General features: G+C 67.8%; 10 protein-coding genes. 8 read left to right on the top strand and 2 right to left on the bottom strand.

The window, feature by feature from the left end; genetic code table 11:
* Positions 1-12 precede the first annotated feature (12 nt).
* Entirely contained in the window at positions 13-447 is a 435-nt protein-coding gene (locus tag RHOOR92_RS0115730) for a PepSY domain-containing protein (protein WP_007511504.1), read from the top strand.
* 83 nt (positions 448-530) lie between these two features.
* Entirely contained in the window at positions 531-2,183 is a 1,653-nt protein-coding gene (locus RHOOR92_RS0115735; RefSeq protein ID WP_015448580.1) for a M28 family metallopeptidase, read from the top strand.
* 94 nt (positions 2,184-2,277) lie between these two features.
* Here RHOOR92_RS0115735 and RHOOR92_RS0115740 read toward each other — a convergent pair whose 3' ends face one another.
* The gene (locus RHOOR92_RS0115740; protein ID WP_007511507.1) at positions 2,278-3,279 is read right to left on the bottom strand and encodes an alpha/beta hydrolase-fold protein; all 1,002 of its coding nucleotides are present in this window, start codon (positions 3,277-3,279) and stop codon (positions 2,278-2,280) included.
* The gene (locus RHOOR92_RS0115745) at positions 3,279-4,901 is read right to left on the bottom strand and encodes an alpha-glucosidase family protein (RefSeq protein WP_007511509.1); all 1,623 of its coding nucleotides are present in this window, start codon (positions 4,899-4,901) and stop codon (positions 3,279-3,281) included. Before RHOOR92_RS0115745 ends, RHOOR92_RS0115740 begins: the two co-directional genes overlap by 1 nt.
* A gap of 432 nt (positions 4,902-5,333) precedes the next feature.
* Here RHOOR92_RS0115745 and RHOOR92_RS0115750 point away from each other — a divergent pair, with 432 nt between their 5' ends.
* The 6 genes from RHOOR92_RS0115750 (at position 5,334) to RHOOR92_RS0115775 (ending at position 17,691) form a co-directional block, all read left to right on the top strand.
* Positions 5,334-8,246 carry a TonB-dependent receptor gene (locus RHOOR92_RS0115750; protein ID WP_015448583.1) on the top strand — a complete coding sequence of 971 codons (2,913 nt, stop codon included), beginning with the start codon at positions 5,334-5,336 and terminating at the stop codon, positions 8,244-8,246.
* 115 nt (positions 8,247-8,361) lie between these two features.
* Positions 8,362-9,909: a tryptophan halogenase family protein gene (locus tag RHOOR92_RS18860; RefSeq protein WP_015448584.1), complete on the top strand. Its 1,548-nt coding sequence runs from the start codon at positions 8,362-8,364 to the stop codon at positions 9,907-9,909.
* A complete protein-coding gene (locus RHOOR92_RS0115760; protein ID WP_027490682.1) occupies positions 9,906-11,459 on the top strand; it encodes an alpha-amylase family glycosyl hydrolase in 1,554 nt (517 codons plus the stop codon). Before RHOOR92_RS18860 ends, RHOOR92_RS0115760 begins: the two co-directional genes overlap by 4 nt.
* 146 nt (positions 11,460-11,605) lie before the next feature.
* Positions 11,606-13,855, top strand: coding sequence for a TIM-barrel domain-containing protein (locus tag RHOOR92_RS0115765; RefSeq protein WP_037115573.1), 2,250 nt, complete (start codon positions 11,606-11,608; stop codon positions 13,853-13,855).
* Positions 13,856-13,943: 88 nt separating this feature from the next.
* On the top strand, positions 13,944-15,971 hold the full coding sequence (locus RHOOR92_RS0115770; protein WP_027490684.1) for a glycoside hydrolase family 13 protein: 2,028 nt from the start codon (positions 13,944-13,946) through the stop codon (positions 15,969-15,971).
* 163 nt (positions 15,972-16,134) lie between these two features.
* Complete coding sequence (locus tag RHOOR92_RS0115775) at positions 16,135-17,691, top strand: glycosyl hydrolase family 39 (RefSeq protein ID WP_027490685.1); 1,557 nt, start codon at positions 16,135-16,137, stop codon at positions 17,689-17,691.
* Positions 17,692-17,696 lie beyond the last annotated feature (5 nt).

The following is a 17,696-nucleotide window of genomic DNA, read 5'->3' on the forward strand; positions in this document are numbered from 1 at the left end:
AGGTGCCCCGCCATGACCCACAAGCTCGCCCCACTGACCCTCGCCCTGGCGCTGGCAACGCCGGTACTGGTACTCCCCACCGCTGCGGCGGCGCAGCAGGCGATGACCGAACCGCAGGTGCAAAGCCAGCTCACCGCGCAGGGCTACACCAAGGTGCACGACCTGAAGTTCAGGGACGGCATGTGGTACGCCGAGGCCAGGAGCGCAAACGGCAGCCGGGTGGACCTGCGCATCGACGCCGGCACCGGCCAGGTGTATCCGGATGAACAGGTGTCGCGGCTGAGCAAGCAGGACGTGCGCGCGGCGCTGGAAACCCAGGGCTACACGCACGTGCACGACGTGGACTTCGAGGACGGCATGTGGACGGCCAAGGCCAGAAACCCCGCCGGCAACCACGTCAAGCTGAAGATCGACCCCACCAGCGGCAAGGTGATCGGTACGTACTAGGAACATGTCGCCCGGCACCGGATAGACCTGTCGGCGGATGCTCACTACCATCGGGGAACCTCTTCCCCGACCGGTGACTGCCCGTGAAGCGATTGCTCCTCTCCGCCCTGATCATCGCCGCGTGCTCTGCTGCGCAGGCCGCCGACGTCCCGGCCTTCAGCACCGAACGCCTTTCCGCCGAAGTGAAGACGCTGTCCTCGGACGCGTTCGAAGGCCGCGGTCCGGCCACGCCGGCCGAGACGAAGACGATCGACTACGTGGTGGCGCAGATGAAGGCCGCCGGGCTGCAGCCCGGCGGCGACCTCAAGGACGGCAAGCGCGGCTGGACCCAGGCGGTGCCGCTGCGACGCAGCCAGATCATCGGCACGCCGAAGCTCACGCTCGCCCTCGGCGACAAACACGAAGCCCTGAGCCAGGGCGGGCAGATCGCCGTGCGCGCACCGATGGACGGCTCGACCGCGGTGGCGATCGAGAACGCCCCGCTGGTGTTCGTCGGCTACGGCGTCAAGGCGCCGGAGCGCCATTGGGACGACTTCAAGGGCGTCGACCTGCACGGCAAGATCGCCGTGGTGCTGGTCAACGACCCCGACTTCGAGACCGGGCACGGCGACTTCGGCGGCAAGGCGATGACCTACTACGGCCGCTGGACCTACAAGTACGAGGAAGCCGCGCGGCAGGGTGCGCTGGGCCTGCTGATCGTGCACGAAACCGCGCCGGCCTCGTATGGCTGGGCCACGGTGAAGAACTCCAACACCAACACGATGTTCGATATCGTGCGCGACCAGCCCTCGGCCGTGCATCCGCAGCTGGAGGCGTGGATCCAGCGCGACCTCGCGGTTGCGATGTTCAAGCACGCCGGGCTGGACTTCGACGCGCTGAAGAAGCAGGCGCAGACGCGGGCGTTCAAGCCGGTGACGCTGAAGGGCGAGAGCCTGTCGGCCAGCTTCAAGGTCGACAAGAGCGTGATCACCTCGCACAACATCGTCGGCCGCATCGAGGGCAGCAAGCACCCGGAGCAGACGGTGATCTACAGCGCGCACTGGGATCACCTCGGCGTCGGCCAGCCCGACGCGAAGGGCGACCGCATCTACAACGGCGCGGTCGACAACGCCACCGGCACCGCGGCGCTGATCGAGCTGGCCCGCGCATTTGCACACGCACCGCGGCCCGAGCGCTCGGTGGTGTTCCTCAACGTCACCGCCGAGGAGAAGGGCCTGCTCGGCTCCGAGTACTACGCCGCCAACCCGCTGTACCCGCTGGCCACCACCGCCGGCGTGCTCAACATGGACGCGCTCGACCCGCACGGCCCCGCGCGCAACTTCACCATTTCCGGCAGCGCCAAGCTGGGCCTGCTGGACGACCTGATCGCCGACGCGAAGCAGTACGGCATGAGCTACACCGCCGACCCGAAGCCGGAGGCCGGCCACTTCTTCCGCTCCGATCATTTCTCGTTCGCCAAGCGCGGCGTGCCGGCGATCTCGTTCGGCTCCGGCAACGACTGGGTCAACGGCGGCCTGAAGGCCGGCAAGGCGGCCGAGGACGAATACGTCGCCAAGCACTACCACCAGCCGTCCGACGAATGGCAGGCCAGCTGGTCGTTCACCGGCATGGCGCGCGACCTGCAGCTGCTCTACGCCGTGGGCAGCCAGCTGGCGAATTCCGGCCAGTGGCCGGACTGGAGCAAGGACTCCGAGTTCCGCGGCATCCGCGACGCCAGCGCCGCCGAGCGGAAATAGGTTCGCGGTCTGTCATCTGCATGTAGGAGCCCGCTAGCGGGCGATGCTTCTGCTCCGGAGATTCAGAGCAAGAGCATCGCCCGCCAGCGGGCTCCTACAACGGTTTTTGCCGGGGCCGGGCGTAGGCCCAGCGCAGGAACGGCGGCAGCATCCGCTTCCATGACGCCTGGTTGTGCTGGCCGCCAGGCAACAGGAACAGCGAGGCATCTGCCCTGCGCGACGGATGTCCCGCGTAGTCCAGGTTGATCGAATAGCCGAGCTGCTTCAGGCCACGTGCGCGAAAGCCGTCGGCGCCGCGATAGCCTTCGAGCAGGTCCTGCACGTCGTCGACCGTATCGTTGATGCCGTCGCCGTCGCGGTCCGCGGTTTCCTCCGTCGTACCCGCCGCGAACCAGAATTTCAGGCCCGCGCGCCCGGGCCCATGATCGACCATCGCCTGTGCCAGCCGCGTGTGCTGGATCGCAGTGGCGCTGCTGCGGTCCGCAGCCAGCCAGAACGAGGGCGAAAACGCGCCGACCTGACCGAATACCTCCGGGTACTGCCAGCCGAGGTTGAACGCGTTCAACGCGCCGAGCGACCAGCCCAGCATCGTGCGCCCGCGCGCGGACCGGCGCGTGCGGTAGTGCGTGTCCACATACGGCACCAGCGCGGTGGCGACCCATGCGGAATAGTCCTGCGCGCGCATACCGATCGGGCCGATCCGCGAACCGCCGACCAGGCTGCGCGCCGCGGCACGGTCGGACAGGCCGTAGCCGCTGGCGCGGTCGTCGAGCATGCGGATCGCCACCACGATCAGCGGCTCGATCGCCTGGTCCCGATACAGCTGCGCCAGGGTCGGCTGCAGGCCGACCGCCGTCATGTCCTGGCCGTCGTTCGCGTACAGCACCGGGTAGCGGCGGCCGGATGCCCGTGCGTAGCCGGGTGGCAGATAGACGGCCACCTTGATTCGCTGCGGCGCGAACGCGGGTGCATCGAACTGCAGTTGCACCGGCTCGTCGCCGGCAACGGCATCCGCCGCGAGGGCGGGCGCGCAGCCGGCAAGCAGCAGCACGCCAAGCAGCCACCACGACACGAGCGGGCGGCGGCGCGGCGCCATTACGCCACGCGGGCGAACCACGCGCCGTGGCCGGGCAATCGCAACCGGCCGCCGTCGAGACAGCCGCTCGCCAGGCCATGGCCATCCAGCGGTTGCAGCTCGCCGGATGCGGCGGGCAAGTCGACGTCGACGGCGGAGCCATCCAGGTTGAACACCACCAGCACGGCCTGCCCGTCCAGGCGGCGGGTGAACGCCAGCACCGGCTCGGCGGTGTCGATGAAGGCGATGTCGCCCCAGCGCAGCGCCGGCTGCGACTTGCGCCAGTGCATGAAGGTGCGGAAGCCGTGCAGTACCGAATGCGCGTCGGCTTCCTGCCGGTTCACCGCCAGCGCGCGGTGCTCCGGCGGCACCGGCAGCCACGGCGTGCCGCGGCTGAAGCCGGCCTGCGCATCGGCGTCGTGCCACGGCATCGGCGTGCGGCAACCGTCGCGGCCCTTGAACTGCGGCCAGAACGCGATGCCGTAGGGGTCCTGCAGCGCCTCGTACGGCAGCTCCGCTTCGGTCAGCCCCAGTTCCTCGCCCTGATAGACACACACCGAGCCGCGCAGGGAACACAGCATCGCGGTGAGCAGGTTGGCCAGTTGCCTGGATGGCTGGCCGCCGCCCCAGCGGGTCAGCACGCGCTCGACGTCGTGATTGGAGATCGCCCAGCACGGCCAGCCGTCGGTCATCTGCGCTTCCAGCGCCTGCACCGTGCCGCGGATGTGCGCGGCGCTGAAGTCGTCGGTGAGCAGCTCGAAGCTGTAGCCCATGTGCAGCCGCCCGGGGCGGGTGTACTCGGCCATCGTCGCCAGCGAATCCTCAGAGGAGATCTCGCCCAGCGTGGCTGCGCCCGGGTAGCAGTCCATCAGCGCGCGCAGCTCGCCGAGGAAGGCCAGGTTCTCCGGCCGCGTGTTGTTGTAGTAGTGGTACTGGAACGCGTACGGGTTGTCCGGGCTGAAGCCGCGGCCGGTGCGCTTCTCCTTCGGCTTGGGCGGGTTGTCGCGCAGTTGGGCGTCGTGGAAACAGAAGTTGATCGCGTCCAGGCGGAAGCCGTCCACGCCCTTGTCCAGCCAGAAGCGCACGCTGTCGAGAATGGCCGCGCGCACGTCGGGATGGTGGAAATTCAGGTCCGGCTGCGAGGTCAGGAAGTTGTGCAGGTAGTACTGGCCGCGGCGCGGCTCCCACTGCCAGGCGCTGCCGCCGAACAGCGACAGCCAGTTGTTCGGCGCGCTGCCGTCGTCCTTCGCCTCGGCCCACACGTACCAGTCGGCGCGCGGGTTGTCGCGGCTCTGCCGGCTTTCGCGGAACCACGCGTGCTCGGCCGAGGTGTGGCTGAGTACCTGGTCGATCATCACCTTCAGCCCCAGCGCGTGCGCCTTCGCCAGCAGCGCGTCGAAATCCGCCAGCGTGCCGAACAACGGATCGACGTCGCGGTAGTCGGCGATGTCGTAGCCGAAGTCGGCCATCGGCGACTTGAAAAACGGCGCGATCCAGATCGCGTCCACGCCAAGGCCGGTCACGTAGTCGAGCCGCTCGATGATGCCCGGCAGATCGCCCACGCCGTCGCAGTCCGTGTCGAGAAAACTGCGCGGATAGATCTGGTAGGTGACGGCTCCGCGCCACCAGGGTGCATCACTCATTAGGACGTGTCCCCGCGATGAGGCGGGCACATTTGCGCACCCGTCATGGAATGGCGATCAGCTTAGCCTCAGCCCTGTTGCGATCAGCACGGGTGTGCATACGTATTCATTCGTGCTGCAGTTGCCGCATGCCGCGCCTGCGGGGCGATCGGCCGCGGCGCATACGCTGCGGGCGAAGGTCGAGTCGCATCGCGGCTCGCGCCACCGGGAGCCGCTGTCGGGACGCGCGGTGCTGCAACGCAATAACCGCTATACGGCGCCCGCCATGAATACGTATGCAGGAAATGCTTCGCTGCGGAACTGCCGGCCTACCATGCAAACACGCCGCCGAAAACCTCGGCAGCGCACCTGCCGACGGTCGTCGCCGACGGAAGCGCGGGGGAATCCAATAACTGAGATCGACGGCGACACACCTTTGTGGGAGGGGATTTCATGGTTCTGAAACACAACATGCTGGCGATGGCGATTGCATCGGTATGCTTTGGCATGTGCGGCGCGGCCTATGCCGCCACCGCGCCCGCGGCTGGCCCGCAGCAGAGCACGCAGGATCAGGCGCCGACCACCTCGGCCGAGCAGTCCAAGAAGGACGAAAAGGACAAGCACAAGACACAGATGCAGGCAGTCGAAGTCAACGGCTTCATCAGCAGCATCGAGAACTCCACCGCGCTGAAGCGCAACGCCAGCACCATCGTCGAGGCGGTGTCGGCCGAGCAGGTCGGCAAGCTCCCCGGCGTGAGCATCGCCGACACCCTCGGCCGCCTGCCCGGCCTCGCCGTGCAGACCTTGAATGGCCGCCCGCAGGTGCTGACCATCCACGGCCTGGGCCCCGACTTCTCTACCGCGCTGGTCAACGGCGGCCAGCAGGTCTCCACCTCGAACAACCGCGACGTGCAGTTCGATCAGTACCCGTCGAGCTGGTTCGACAACGTGGTGGTGCACCTGTCGCCCTCCGCCAACCTGATCGGCCAGGGTCTGTCCGGCACGGTCGACATGCACACCATCCGCCCGCTGGAGAAGAGCGGCCCCGAGGCGGCGGTGAACGCCAAGTACATCTGGAACAGCATGTCCGAGCTGGCACCGGGCAAGGGCGTGAGCAACAAGGGCTACAACTTGAACGGCGTGTGGGTGAACCAGTTCGCCGACCACACTGTGGGCGTGACCCTGGGCGTGGACCTGGAGAACAACCCCACGCAGATCCAGCACCAAGGGCCGTGGGGCTATCCGAGCGATAGCAACGGCGACGCGGTGATCGGCGGCTCGAAGAACTTCGGCATCACCGATTCGATGAAGCGCAACGGCGCACTGGCCACCGTGCAGTGGCAGCCGAACGAGCACTACACCGGCACCATCGACCTGACCTACGACAACTTCAAGGAAGTGCAGCAGGCCAAGGGCATGGAGTTTCCGCTGTGGTGGAGCTCGGCGCAGCTGCAGCCCGGCGGCGTGGTGATACCGGATCCCCACGTCAGTGGCGGCGGCTTCGTGCAGAGCGGCACCTACGCCAACGTGACGCCGGTGATCCGCAACGACTACAACAGCACCAGCGCCGGGGTCACCAACTTCAACTGGGAAAACAAGTTCACCATCAACGAGAACTGGACGATCAACGCCAACGCGAACTACTCGCGCGCGACTCGTCGTGACGTCAATCTCGAAAGCTATTCCGGCACCGGCTACAACAAGACCGGAGCCACCGACACCGTGGGCTTCAACGAGCTCGGCAACGGCATGCTCTTCCTCAACCCATCGCTGGACTACACCAATGGCGTGGTGCTGACCGACCCGCAGGGCTGGGGCGCGGGCAGCGACGTGGTGCAGGCCGGCTTCATCAATGCGCCGCGCACCGTCGATTCGCTCGCCAACGTGCGCATCGCGGTGGAACGCAGCTTTGCCAGCGGTCCGTTCTCCAGCATGGAGTTCGGCGTGAGCAACAGCCGTCGCAACAAGTCCTACCACATCGACCAGAGCTTCCTGACCCTGGGCGGCGGCACCATCAGCGGCGGTAGTGCCGTCACCACCGCAGCGATCCAGGGTGGCAGCAGTTGCGATCCGCTGTCGTGGATGGGCGTCGGCTCGCAGCTTTGCTACAACCCGTTCGCCCTGATCGGCAACGGCAGCTTGGCCAACGTGCCGACATTCGGCTCCAACACCGGCACGCCGCCGGATTGGAAGACGCATGAGAACGTCTTCACGCCGTACGTGCAATTCAACATCGACACCCAGTTGGGTGGCGTCAGCCTGCGCGGCAACTTCGGCATCCAGGCGCAGCGCACCTCGCAGCGTGCGAGCGGCGAGCGCGTGGCGCCGGACAGCGCCACCACCGGCAACAACATCGTGCTGATCCCGGTAACCGGCAGTACCAGCTACACCCGTTACCTGCCCAGCGCGAACCTGATCTTCGGATTCACCGACAACGATGACCTGCGCGTCAGCGCCGCCCGCACCCTGGCCCGCCCGCGCATGGACCAGATGAACGCCGGTCTTGGGGTTAGCGGCGACAACTCGCACCTGCAAAGCACCGACCCGAACCAGGCCTACTTCAGCGCCAAGGGCGGCAACCCGAAGCTGCGGCCAACCATGGCCGACAACTTCAATGTCAGCTACGAGCACTACTTCAGTGGCGGCAACAGCTACCAGTGCAACTCCGCCGACCAGAAGAATTCCGACCTGTGCCGCAGCGGCGGCGGTGGCTACTTCTCGGTGTCGGGCTACTTCATCGGCCTGCACGACTACATCAACCCGAACGCGTCCTTCCTGTACGACTTCAGCCCCTTCCTGCCGTTCAAGCTGTCCGCGCAGCAGTTGCCCCTGCTGGGTACCCCCTACGGCATCGTCACCGGGCCGACCAACGATGGCCGCGGCTACGTGAAGGGTCTTCAGGGCACCCTGAACCTGCCGTTCAACCTGATCGCGCAACCGCTGGACGGCTTCGGCGTGATCCTCACCGGCAACCGCACCAAGAGCTCGCTGGTCTACCCCGGCAATCCGACGCCGATCACCGTGCCGGGCCTGTCGAAGTGGGTCGCCAACGCCACGCTGTACTACCAGCACAACGGATTCGAGGCGCGTATCAGCGACAACTACCGCTCCAACTTCCTGGGCGAGGTGTCGGGCATCAGCGCCACGCGTGTCGAGCAGACCTTGAGGGGCGGCAGCAGCTACGACGCGCAGGTGAGCTACACGTTCGACAGCGGCAGCCTGAAGGGCCTGACCTTGATCGCGCAGGGCTCCAACCTGTCGAACAAGATCTTCACCACGTTCCAGAACAACGACCCGCGCCAAGTGCAGACCTGGGAACGCTACGGCCGCACCTATTCGCTGGGCGCCTCGTACAAGTTCCAGTAAGTCGTATCGACCTTACCTCCCCAAGGTGCCCCGCTGTGTGTTGTCCGGCGGGGCTTTTTTTTCATGACCCGCGACGGCGTCGCGCCGCGCACACCGGATGCCGAGGAGCCATGACATGAACGATCCCCGCATCCGCCGCATCGTGATCGTCGGCGGCGGCACCACCGGCTGGCTGGCGGCGGCGCTGCTGACGCAGGCGCTCGGCTCGCAGGTGCAGATCCGGCTGGTCGAATCGGCCGAGATCGGCACCGTCGGCGTGGGCGAGGCCACCATTCCGCAGATCCGCCACATCAACCGCTTCCTCGGCATCGACGAGGACGAGATGCTGCGCTTCGCCCACGGCACCTACAAACTGGGCGTGCAGCTCAACGGCTTCACCCGCCCCGGCGATTCCTACCTGCACGCCTTCGGCGACCTCGGCCTGCCACTGGGGCTGACCCCGTTCCACCATTACTGGTTGCGCGCCGTGCAAGCGCGCGGCGGCGCCGCGGACGCGCCGGACCTGTGGGCGTATTCGCTCAACGCCGCAGCCGCCGCGGAAAACCGCTTCGCGCCGCTGGAGAAGATTCCCGACAGCCCGCTCGGCGGTCTGCGCTACGCCTACCACTTCGACGCCTCGCGCTACGCGCAATACCTGCGCGAGCGCATCGCGCCGGGCGCGGTGCAGCGCATCGAGGGCAAGGTGGTGGAGGTGCGCCTGCGCGAAGGCGACGGCTTCATCGAATCGCTGCAACTGGAGCACGGCGAACGCGTCGACGGCGACTTCTTCATCGACTGCTCCGGCTTCCGCGGCCTCTTGATCGAGGGTGCGCTGCACACCGGCTACGAGAACTGGCAGCACTGGCTGCCCTGCGACCGTGCGCTGGCGGTGGGCAGCGCGCCGGGCGGCCCGATGCGCCCGTACACCCAGGCCAGCGCGCGCACCGCCGGCTGGCAGTGGCGCATCCCGCTGCGCCATCGCACCGGCAACGGCCACGTGTACTGCAGCCGCTTCATCAGCGACGACGAGGCCGCCGCGCAACTCGTGGCGAACCTGGAGACCGAGCCCTTGGGGGATCCGCGCCCGCTGCGTTTCGTCACCGGCATGCGCCGGCTCGCGTGGAACCGCAACTGCCTCGCGCTGGGCCTGGCCGCCGGTTTCATGGAGCCGCTGGAATCGACCAGCATCCACCTGGTGCAGTCCGGCGTCAGCCGCCTGCTGGCGATGTTCCCCGACCGCCGCTGCGACAGCGCGCTGGCGGACGAATACAACCGCCAGACGCGCTTCGAGTACGAACACGTGCGTGACTTCCTGATCCTGCACTACAAGGCCACCGAGCGCACCGACACGCCGTTCTGGCAGCAGTGCGGTGCGATGGAGATTCCGCCCTCGCTGGCGCGCCGGATCGAGCTGTTCCGCCGCACCGGCATGGTCTTCCGCGAAGGCGAGGAGCTGTTCGCCGAGACCGGCTGGGTGCAGGTGCTGCTGGGCCAGCGCATCGTGCCGGAGCGCCACCACCCGCTGGCCGACGCACTGACCGACACGCAACTGGACGGTTTCCTCGCCGACATCCGCACCCTGATCGGCCGCGCGAAGAACACGCTGCCGCTGCACCACGAGTTCGTGGCGCGCGCCGGCGGCGCCTTGGACGTTGCGCAGCGCACCGCGGCGGCAGCGCCATGATCCGTCGACTCCTGACATCCATGCTGCTGGCCCTGTCCGCACTCGCGTCGGGCGGGTTCGCCCCGGCGCTGGCCGCGCCCGCCGCGCCGGCTGCGTCGGCGCCCTCCGGCGTGTGGTACGAGATCTTCGTGCGCAGCTGGGTCGACACCAACGGCGACGGCATCGGCGACCTGAACGGCGTCACCGCCAAGCTCGACTACCTGAAGTCGCTTGGCGTCAGCGGCATCTGGCTGATGCCGATCAACCCCTCGCCGACCTATCACGGCTACGACATCACCGACTACTACGCGATCAACCCGCAGTACGGCAGCATGGCCGACTTCGAGCGCCTGCTGCGCGAGGCGCACAAGCGTAGCATCAAGGTGATCATCGACCTGGTGATCAACCACACCAGCAACCAGCACCCGTGGTTCAAGGCAGCGCGCGATCCCGCCGACCCTCATCACGACTGGTACAGCTGGGCCGGCCCGCACACCGACCTGCACGCCGAGGACGCCGCCGGCGCACAGGCCTGGCATGCGCTCGGCAAGGCGCATTACCTGGGCGACTTCTCCCGCGAAATGCCCGACCTCGACTACGACACGCCGGCAGTGCGCCGGGAGATGGTCAAGCTCGGCCAGTACTGGCTGAAGAAAGGCGTGGACGGCTTCCGTCTCGATGCCGCGCAGCACATCTACTACGACTTCAAGGCGGACATCCACAACCCGCTCACGCTGCAGAAGAACCTCGCCTGGTGGTCCGAGTTCCGCCGTGGCCTGGACCAGGTCAACCCGGCGGCCTACGTCGTCGGCGAGGTGACCCGCGACTCCGCCGACGAGCTGGCGCCGTACTTCAAGCCGCTCAGCGCGGTGTTCGATTTCCCGCTGGCGGTGCAGTTGATCGACAGCGCGCGCAGCGAGCGCGCCGGCGACCTCGGCGCATTGCTCGCGCACACCGACGCCGCCTACCGCCAGGTCGCCGGCAGGTCCGGCGTGGACGCACCGTTTCTGTCCAACCACGACCAGGAACGCGTGATGAGCCAGCTGGGCGGCAACCCGCAGCACATGCGCATGGCCGCCGCGATGCTGCTCACCCTGCCCGGCCAGCCGTTCGTCTACTACGGCGAGGAGCTGGGCATGCGCGGCAGGAAACCGGACCCCGACCTGCGCGAACCGATGCGCTGGAACCGCGTGCCGGACGCGCCGGGCGAAACCACCTGGAAAAGCTTCACCGCGCACGACGGCCCGCAGGTGTCGGTCGAGGCGCAGCAGGCCGATGCGGATTCGCTGCTGCACTACTACAGCATGCTGATCCACTGGCGCAGCGAGCTGCCGGCCCTGCGCGACGGCGCGATCCGGCCATGGATCAGCGACAACCCGCACATCGCCGCCTGGCAACTCGACGACGCACATGGCCGCATGCTGGTAGTGCACAACCTGTCCGGCCAGCCGCAGTCACTGGCGCTGGATGGCCAGCCGTTCCACCGCGTGCGGCTGCGCAGCGGGCCCGGCGCCACGGTGCAGCACGAGCGCCTGCAGCTGCCGGCGTACACCACCGCGATCCTGCAGTGACCACGGAGTTCGATGCGATGAGCAAACCCGTTTCCCCACGCCGACGCCACCTCGCCGGGCTGTGCCTCGGCCTTGCCCTGGCTCCGCTCGGCGCCGGCATCGCCCAGGCGCCTGCGTCCCCCGCAACGACTTCACCGGCACCGCTCATGGATACGACTGTCAGGCACGGCATCAGCATCGACACCCAGGGCGGCCAGCTCATCGTGCGCTTCGTCGCGCCCGGCATCGTGCACGTGCAGCACCCACACGCCGCCGCAGCGCCCGCGCTGGTGCTCGACCCCGCCGCCCGCCCGGGCACCTTCGATGCCCGGCGCAGCGACGACGGCGCGAACGGGCCGGTGCTCGCCAGCGAGCGCGGCTCGGTGCGCTGGGACCGGCAGCAGCGCCAGCTACGGATCGACGACGCGCGGCAGCGGTCACTGCTGCAGATTGACCTCGACGCCGCACCATCCGGCGCACTGAACCTGCGCCACGACCCGCGCGATGCGCTGTACGGCATCGGCGGCTACAACGCCACCGAAGATGCCTCGGCCGGCATGCTGCGCAACGGCAAGCAAGTGGCCATGTCCGGCGAGCAGGGCCACGCCGGCGCGCCGTTCGTGTGGAGCAGCGCCGGCTACGGCGTGCTGCTGGACAGCGACGGCGCCAGCTTCACCCTGGCGCCGGGCACCATCAGCGCCGTCGACGCCGCGCACCAGCAGGCCGACTACTACATCCTGCTCGGCACGCCCGCGCAGATCTTCGCCGAACTGGCCCAACTCAGCGGCCGCAGCCCGCTGTTCCCGAAGTGGGCGATGGGTTTCACCAACAGCCAGTGGGGCATCGACCAGCAGGAACTGCTGCAGATCGTCGACACCTACCGCGCCAAACACATTCCGCTCGACAACATCACGCTGGACTTCGACTGGAAGGCGTGGGGCGAGGACGACTACGGCGAGTTCCGCTGGAACCCGGCCAAGTTCCCCGACGGCCCCAGCGGCGCCCTGAAGAAGCAGATGGACGCCCGCGGCATCCGCCTGACCGGCATCATGAAGCCGCGCATCCACCTCGACACGGTGGAGGGACGCTACGCCAGCGCGCACGGTTTCTGGGTGCCGGACGAGAAGGTCAGCGACGACTACTTCTCGCACAAACCGGTGAAGGACATCGACTTCGACCTCCCCGCCGCGCGCCGCTGGTTCGGCGAACTGGCGATCAAGTACGGCTACGACCACGGCATCGCCGGCTGGTGGAACGACGAGGCGGACACCGTCGGCAGCGATACCGAGTTCATGAACATGCAGCGCGCGCTGTACGACAGCCAGCGCGCCGTCTCGAACCTGCGCGTGTGGTCGATCAACCGCAACTTCTGGCTGGGCTCGCAGCGCTACGCCTACGGCCTGTGGTCCGGCGACATCCCCACCGGCTTCGCCAGCATGGCCGGCCAGCGCGCGCGCATGCTCAGCGCGATCAACGTGGGCGCGATGCAGTGGGGCATGGACGGCGGCGGTTTCAAGGACGGCACGCCGACGCCGGAGAACTACGCGCGCTGGATCCAGTTCGGCGCATTCACGCCGATCTTCCGCGTGCACGGCGAGCTGGGACAGAAGCGCCAGCCGTGGGTATACGGCCCGGTTGCTGAAAAAGCTGCAACCGATGCGATCCGCCTGCGCTACGCGCTGATCCCGTACATCTACAGCTACGAGCACGCACGCCGCGCCACCGGCGTGGGCCTGGTGCGCCCGCTGCTGTTCGACTGGCCGCACGACCCGAAGCTGCGCAACGACGTCGACAGCTGGCTGTTCGGCGACTGGCTGCTGGCCTCGCCGGTGGTGGCCGAGGGCCAGACCGCCAAGGACATCTATCTTCCCGCCGGGCGCTGGACCGACTGGTTCAGCGGCAAGACGTACGACGGCGGCCAGACCATCCGTCTGGCGATCGACAGCAAGACGTGGAGCGATATCCCGCTGTTCGTCCGCGAGGGCGCGATCATCCCCACCCGCCCCGATCCGGTGGACTACGTGGGCGAACGGCCGCTGACCCGGCTCGACGTCGACGTGTTCCCCGCCGCGCAGCGCAGCACCTTCGACTACTACGACGACGACGGCGCCAGCTACGACTACGAGCGCGGCGCGTACTTCCTGCAGCCGCTGTCGGTGCAGCGCCAGGGCGCCACGGTACAGCTGGACATCGGCAAGGCGAGCGGCAGCTTCAAGCCGGCGCTGCGCTTCTATCTGTTGAAGATCCACGGCGGCGCGGCCGCCCGCGTCAGCGGCAAGCTGAAGTCGTTCCCGGACCTGGAGGCGCTGCAGCAGTCCGGCGGCGAAGGCTGGGCGAGCGGCCGCGACCGCTACGGCGAGGTCACCTGGGTGCGGGTGGCGGCAGGGCGCGCCACGCGGATCACGCTCGCCATGTAGGCGGCGAAGCGCCCTGGTTTCCTGAAAGCGCAAGAACCCCGGCTTGCCTGCGGCAGGCCGGTTCCATCCACCTGCGGAGGGGCGTTCGATGGGCAATCAAGGCAAGGCAACACACGGCTCGGTATCCACCCTGGCATGCGCGCTCGCTGCGGCGCTGGCGCTCTATGCACTGCCGGCCATCCATGACCAGGCACGCGCCGCCAGCAACGACAACAACGTGGAATGGAACGGCCTGTTCCACGACCAGGGCCCGCTCTACGACAACCACGTCGAGCCGACCGCCGCGCAGGCGGTCACGCTGACCCTGCGCACCTTCAAGGGCGACATCGGCAGCGCCAACATCAAGTACTACGACAGCGCCGACGGCGCGTTCCACTGGGTGGCGATGAGCTGGTCGGCGAACGACGCCACCGGCAACTTCGATTTCTGGAAAGGCACCATCCCGGCCAGCGCCTCGAAGAAGTACTACCGCTTCCAGATCAACGACGGCAGCGCGACGGCCTGGCTCAACGCCGCGGGTACGACCTCCGCCGAGCCGTCCTCCGGCGACTTCTTCATCCTCCCGGGCTTCACCACGCCGGCATGGATGAAGAACGGCGTGATGTACCAGATCTTCCCGGACCGCTTCTACAACGGCGACGCCGGCAACGACGTGGGCAACGGCCAGTACACCTACGCCGGCTGCGCCACCGAGAAGCATGCCTGGGGGTCGAGCGTGGTGGCCAACGTCAGCGGCTGCAACACCGCCGTGTTCTTCGGCGGCGACCTGGCCGGCATCGACCAGAAGCTGGGCTACATCAAGAACACGGTCGGCGCCGACATCGTCTACCTCAACCCGGTGTTCCTCTCGCCGAGCAACCACAAGTACGACACCGAGGATTACCTGACGGTGGACCCGGCGTTCGGCAGCAACGCCACGCTGCAGACGCTGAGCGCGGACCTCCACTCGACCGCCAACGGGCCGAAGGGCTACCTGATCCTCGACGGCGTGTTCAACCACACCGGCGACACCCACAAGTGGTTCGACCGCTACAACTGGTGGACCGGCCTCACCGGCGCCTACGAGTCGCAGTCCAGCCCGACCTACGGCTACTACACCTTCCAGAGCTGGCCGAACACGTATTCCGCGTTCTTCGGCTTCTCGTCCATGCCCAAGCTGGACTACGGTGCCAGCGGCTCGGCGATACGCAACGCGATCTACGGCGGTACCGGCTCGGTAGTGCAGACCTGGCTGAAGTCACCTTATTCGATCGACGGCTGGCGCCTCGATGCGGCGCAGTATCTCGACGCCGGCGGCGGCAACGGCAGCGACACCGCCAACCACCAGATCATGGCCGAGCTGCGCAGCGCAGTGAAATCGGTCAACGCCAACGCCGACATCCTCGGCGAGTTCTGGGGCAACGCCGGCCCGTGGACCGCCGGCGGCGACCAGTGGGACGGCGCAATGAACTACGACGGCTTCACCCAGCCGGTGTCGGAGTGGATCACCGGCCGGGACTACGGCGGCAATGCGGCGAGCATCCCGGTCTCGCAGTTCGACAGCTGGCTGCACGGCACCCGCGCGAACTACCCGACCAACGTGCAGCAGGCGATGAGCAACTTCCTCTCCAGCCACGACATCACCCGCTTCGGCAACCGCGCCGGCGGCGACATCTGGAAGACCTACCTGGCGCTGTTCTTCCAGATGACCTACGTCGGCACGCCGACCATCTACTACGGCGACGAGTACGGCATGCAGGGCGGCGCCGACCCGGACAACCGCCGCACCTTCGACTGGAGCGTGGGCACCGCGACCAACAGCGCGGTGGCGCTGACCAACAAACTGGTGGTGATCCGCAACGCCTACCCGGCGCTGCGCACCGGCTCGTTCATGACCCTGCTCACCAACGACACCAGCAAGCTGTACGCCTACGGCCGCTTCGACGCGAGCAACCGCATCGCGGTGGCGCTCAACAACGACTCGGTGACGCATACGGTGACGGTACCGGTGTGGCAGCTGAGCATGACCAACGGCAGTACGGTCACCGAGCTGATCTCGGGCACCCACTACACCGTGCAGAACGGCCAGGTCAGCGTGGCGGTGAACGGCCATTACGGGGCGATCCTGGCGCAGTGAAGGCGGCCCACGGCGGCGCCGCGCGTTTGCCGCGCCGCCGCTGGACGCCGCCGCTCGCGTGTAGGACACTGCCGCACGATGTAAACGTTTACATCCTGACGGTTGCGGGCTTGGCCCGCTTCCCCGCCCCGCGCCATCCAGGCGTCGAACCGGAGATCCCGCCATGACTTTTCCCGCTTCGTTTCGCCAGCTGGCCCTGGGGCTTGCTGCGGCCGCGCTGCTGCTCGTCGGCACCGCCAACGCGGCGCCGCCCGCCGCGGCCACCGTCAAGCTGAGCGTCGACGCCCGCGCGCAAGGCACGCCGTTCCCGCATTTCTGGGAACAGATGCTGGGCTCCGGCCGCGCCGCGCTGGCGCTGCGCGACGACTACCGCAAGGACCTGGACGCGGTGCACCAGGCCACCGGCGTCGGCTACATCCGCTTCCACGGCATCCTCGACCACGACGTGGGCCTGGTGCAGCGCGACGCGCAAGGCAGGATCTCCTACAACTTCTCCTACGTCGACCAGATCTACGACGGCCTGCTCGAGCACGGCTTCAAGCCGTTCGTCGAACTCGGCTTCATGCCGCCGGAGCTGACTTCCGACCCCGCCGCGCTGCACCCGTTCTGGTACCACCCGAACGTCGCGCCGCCGAAGGACTATGCCGAATGGGACGCGATGATCGGCGCGCTCGCCAGGCACCTGGTCGAGCGCTACGGCATCGACGAGGTGGCCAGCTGGTACTTCGAGGTGTGGAACGAGCCGAACATCGGTTTCTGGACCGGCCAGCCGGCGCAGGCGAGCTACTTCACCCTGTACGACCACACCGCGCGCGCACTGAAGGCGGTCAGCCCGCGCCTGCGCGTGGGCGGCCCGGCCACCGCGCAGGCGGCGTGGGCCAGCGACTTCCTCGCACACGTGCACAAGAACAAGGTGCCGGTCGACTTCGTCAGCAGCCACGTCTACGGCGACGACACCGCCGACAACGTGTTCCACAGCGACGAGAAGATCCCGCGCGCCGACATGGTCTGCCGCGCGGTGGACAAGGTGCACCGGGAAATCGCCGCCTCGCCCTACCCGCACCTGCCGCTGATCTTCAGCGAGTACAACGCCAGCTACGCCAACCTGCCGAACGTCACCGACACCGTGTTCATGGGGCCGTGGCTGGCCAACACCATCCGCCAGTGCGCGGGCAAGGTCGAGGCGATGAGCTACTGGTCGTTCTCCGACGTGTTCGAGGAACAGGGCATCGTGCGCAACCCGTTCTACGGCGGCTTCGGCCTGATCGCCGCCAACCGCATCGCCAAGCCCGCGTTCAACGCATTCGCGCTCCTGCACAAGCTGGGCGAGCGGCAGCTGGCGACCAAGTCCGATTCCGCCCTGGTCACCCGCCGCGACGACGGCACGCTGGTGATCGCGCTGTGGAACTACGCAGCGCCGGTCGGCGACACCGCCAGCTACACCCCGGGCAAACCCGCCGGCACGCCGAAGCGCTTCGACGTCGCCGTGAAGCACCTGCCCGCCGCCGCCCGCGCCACGGTCTGGCGCGTGGACGAAACCCACGGCAACGCCGTCGCCGCGTTCGACCGCATGGGCCGCCCCGACTCCCCCAGCCGCGCGCAGATCGCCCAACTGCGCGCGGCCGGCGCGCTGGCCGCGCCGGAGACGATGGATGTGCACAGCGGCAAGCTCGCGATCGACGTGCCGGTGCAAGGACTGGTGGTGATCGAGTTGCGCTGAGGCCC

The organism is Rhodanobacter sp. OR92 (assembly GCF_000427545.1).
Taxonomy (GTDB): Bacteria; Pseudomonadota; Gammaproteobacteria; order Xanthomonadales; family Rhodanobacteraceae; genus Rhodanobacter; species Rhodanobacter denitrificans.

What these genes read in the sequence shown, in the direction of transcription:
- RHOOR92_RS0115730 (WP_007511504.1), top strand. Translation starts at nt 13, where the DNA reads ATGACCCACAAGCTCGCCCCACTGACCCTCGCCCTGGCGCTGGCAACG.
- RHOOR92_RS0115775 (WP_027490685.1), top strand. Translation starts at nt 16,135, where the DNA reads ATGACTTTTCCCGCTTCGTTTCGCCAGCTGGCCCTGGGGCTTGCTGCG.
- RHOOR92_RS0115750 (WP_015448583.1), top strand. Translation starts at nt 5,334, where the DNA reads ATGGTTCTGAAACACAACATGCTGGCGATGGCGATTGCATCGGTATGC.
- RHOOR92_RS0115765 (WP_037115573.1), top strand. Translation starts at nt 11,606, where the DNA reads ATGGATACGACTGTCAGGCACGGCATCAGCATCGACACCCAGGGCGGC.
- RHOOR92_RS18860 (WP_015448584.1), top strand. Translation starts at nt 8,362, where the DNA reads ATGAACGATCCCCGCATCCGCCGCATCGTGATCGTCGGCGGCGGCACC.
- RHOOR92_RS0115770 (WP_027490684.1), top strand. Translation starts at nt 13,944, where the DNA reads ATGGGCAATCAAGGCAAGGCAACACACGGCTCGGTATCCACCCTGGCA.
- RHOOR92_RS0115740 (WP_007511507.1), bottom strand. Translation starts at nt 3,279, where the DNA reads ATGGCGCCGCGCCGCCGCCCGCTCGTGTCGTGGTGGCTGCTTGGCGTG.
- RHOOR92_RS0115760 (WP_027490682.1), top strand. Translation starts at nt 9,906, where the DNA reads ATGATCCGTCGACTCCTGACATCCATGCTGCTGGCCCTGTCCGCACTC.
- RHOOR92_RS0115745 (WP_007511509.1), bottom strand. Translation starts at nt 4,901, where the DNA reads ATGAGTGATGCACCCTGGTGGCGCGGAGCCGTCACCTACCAGATCTAT.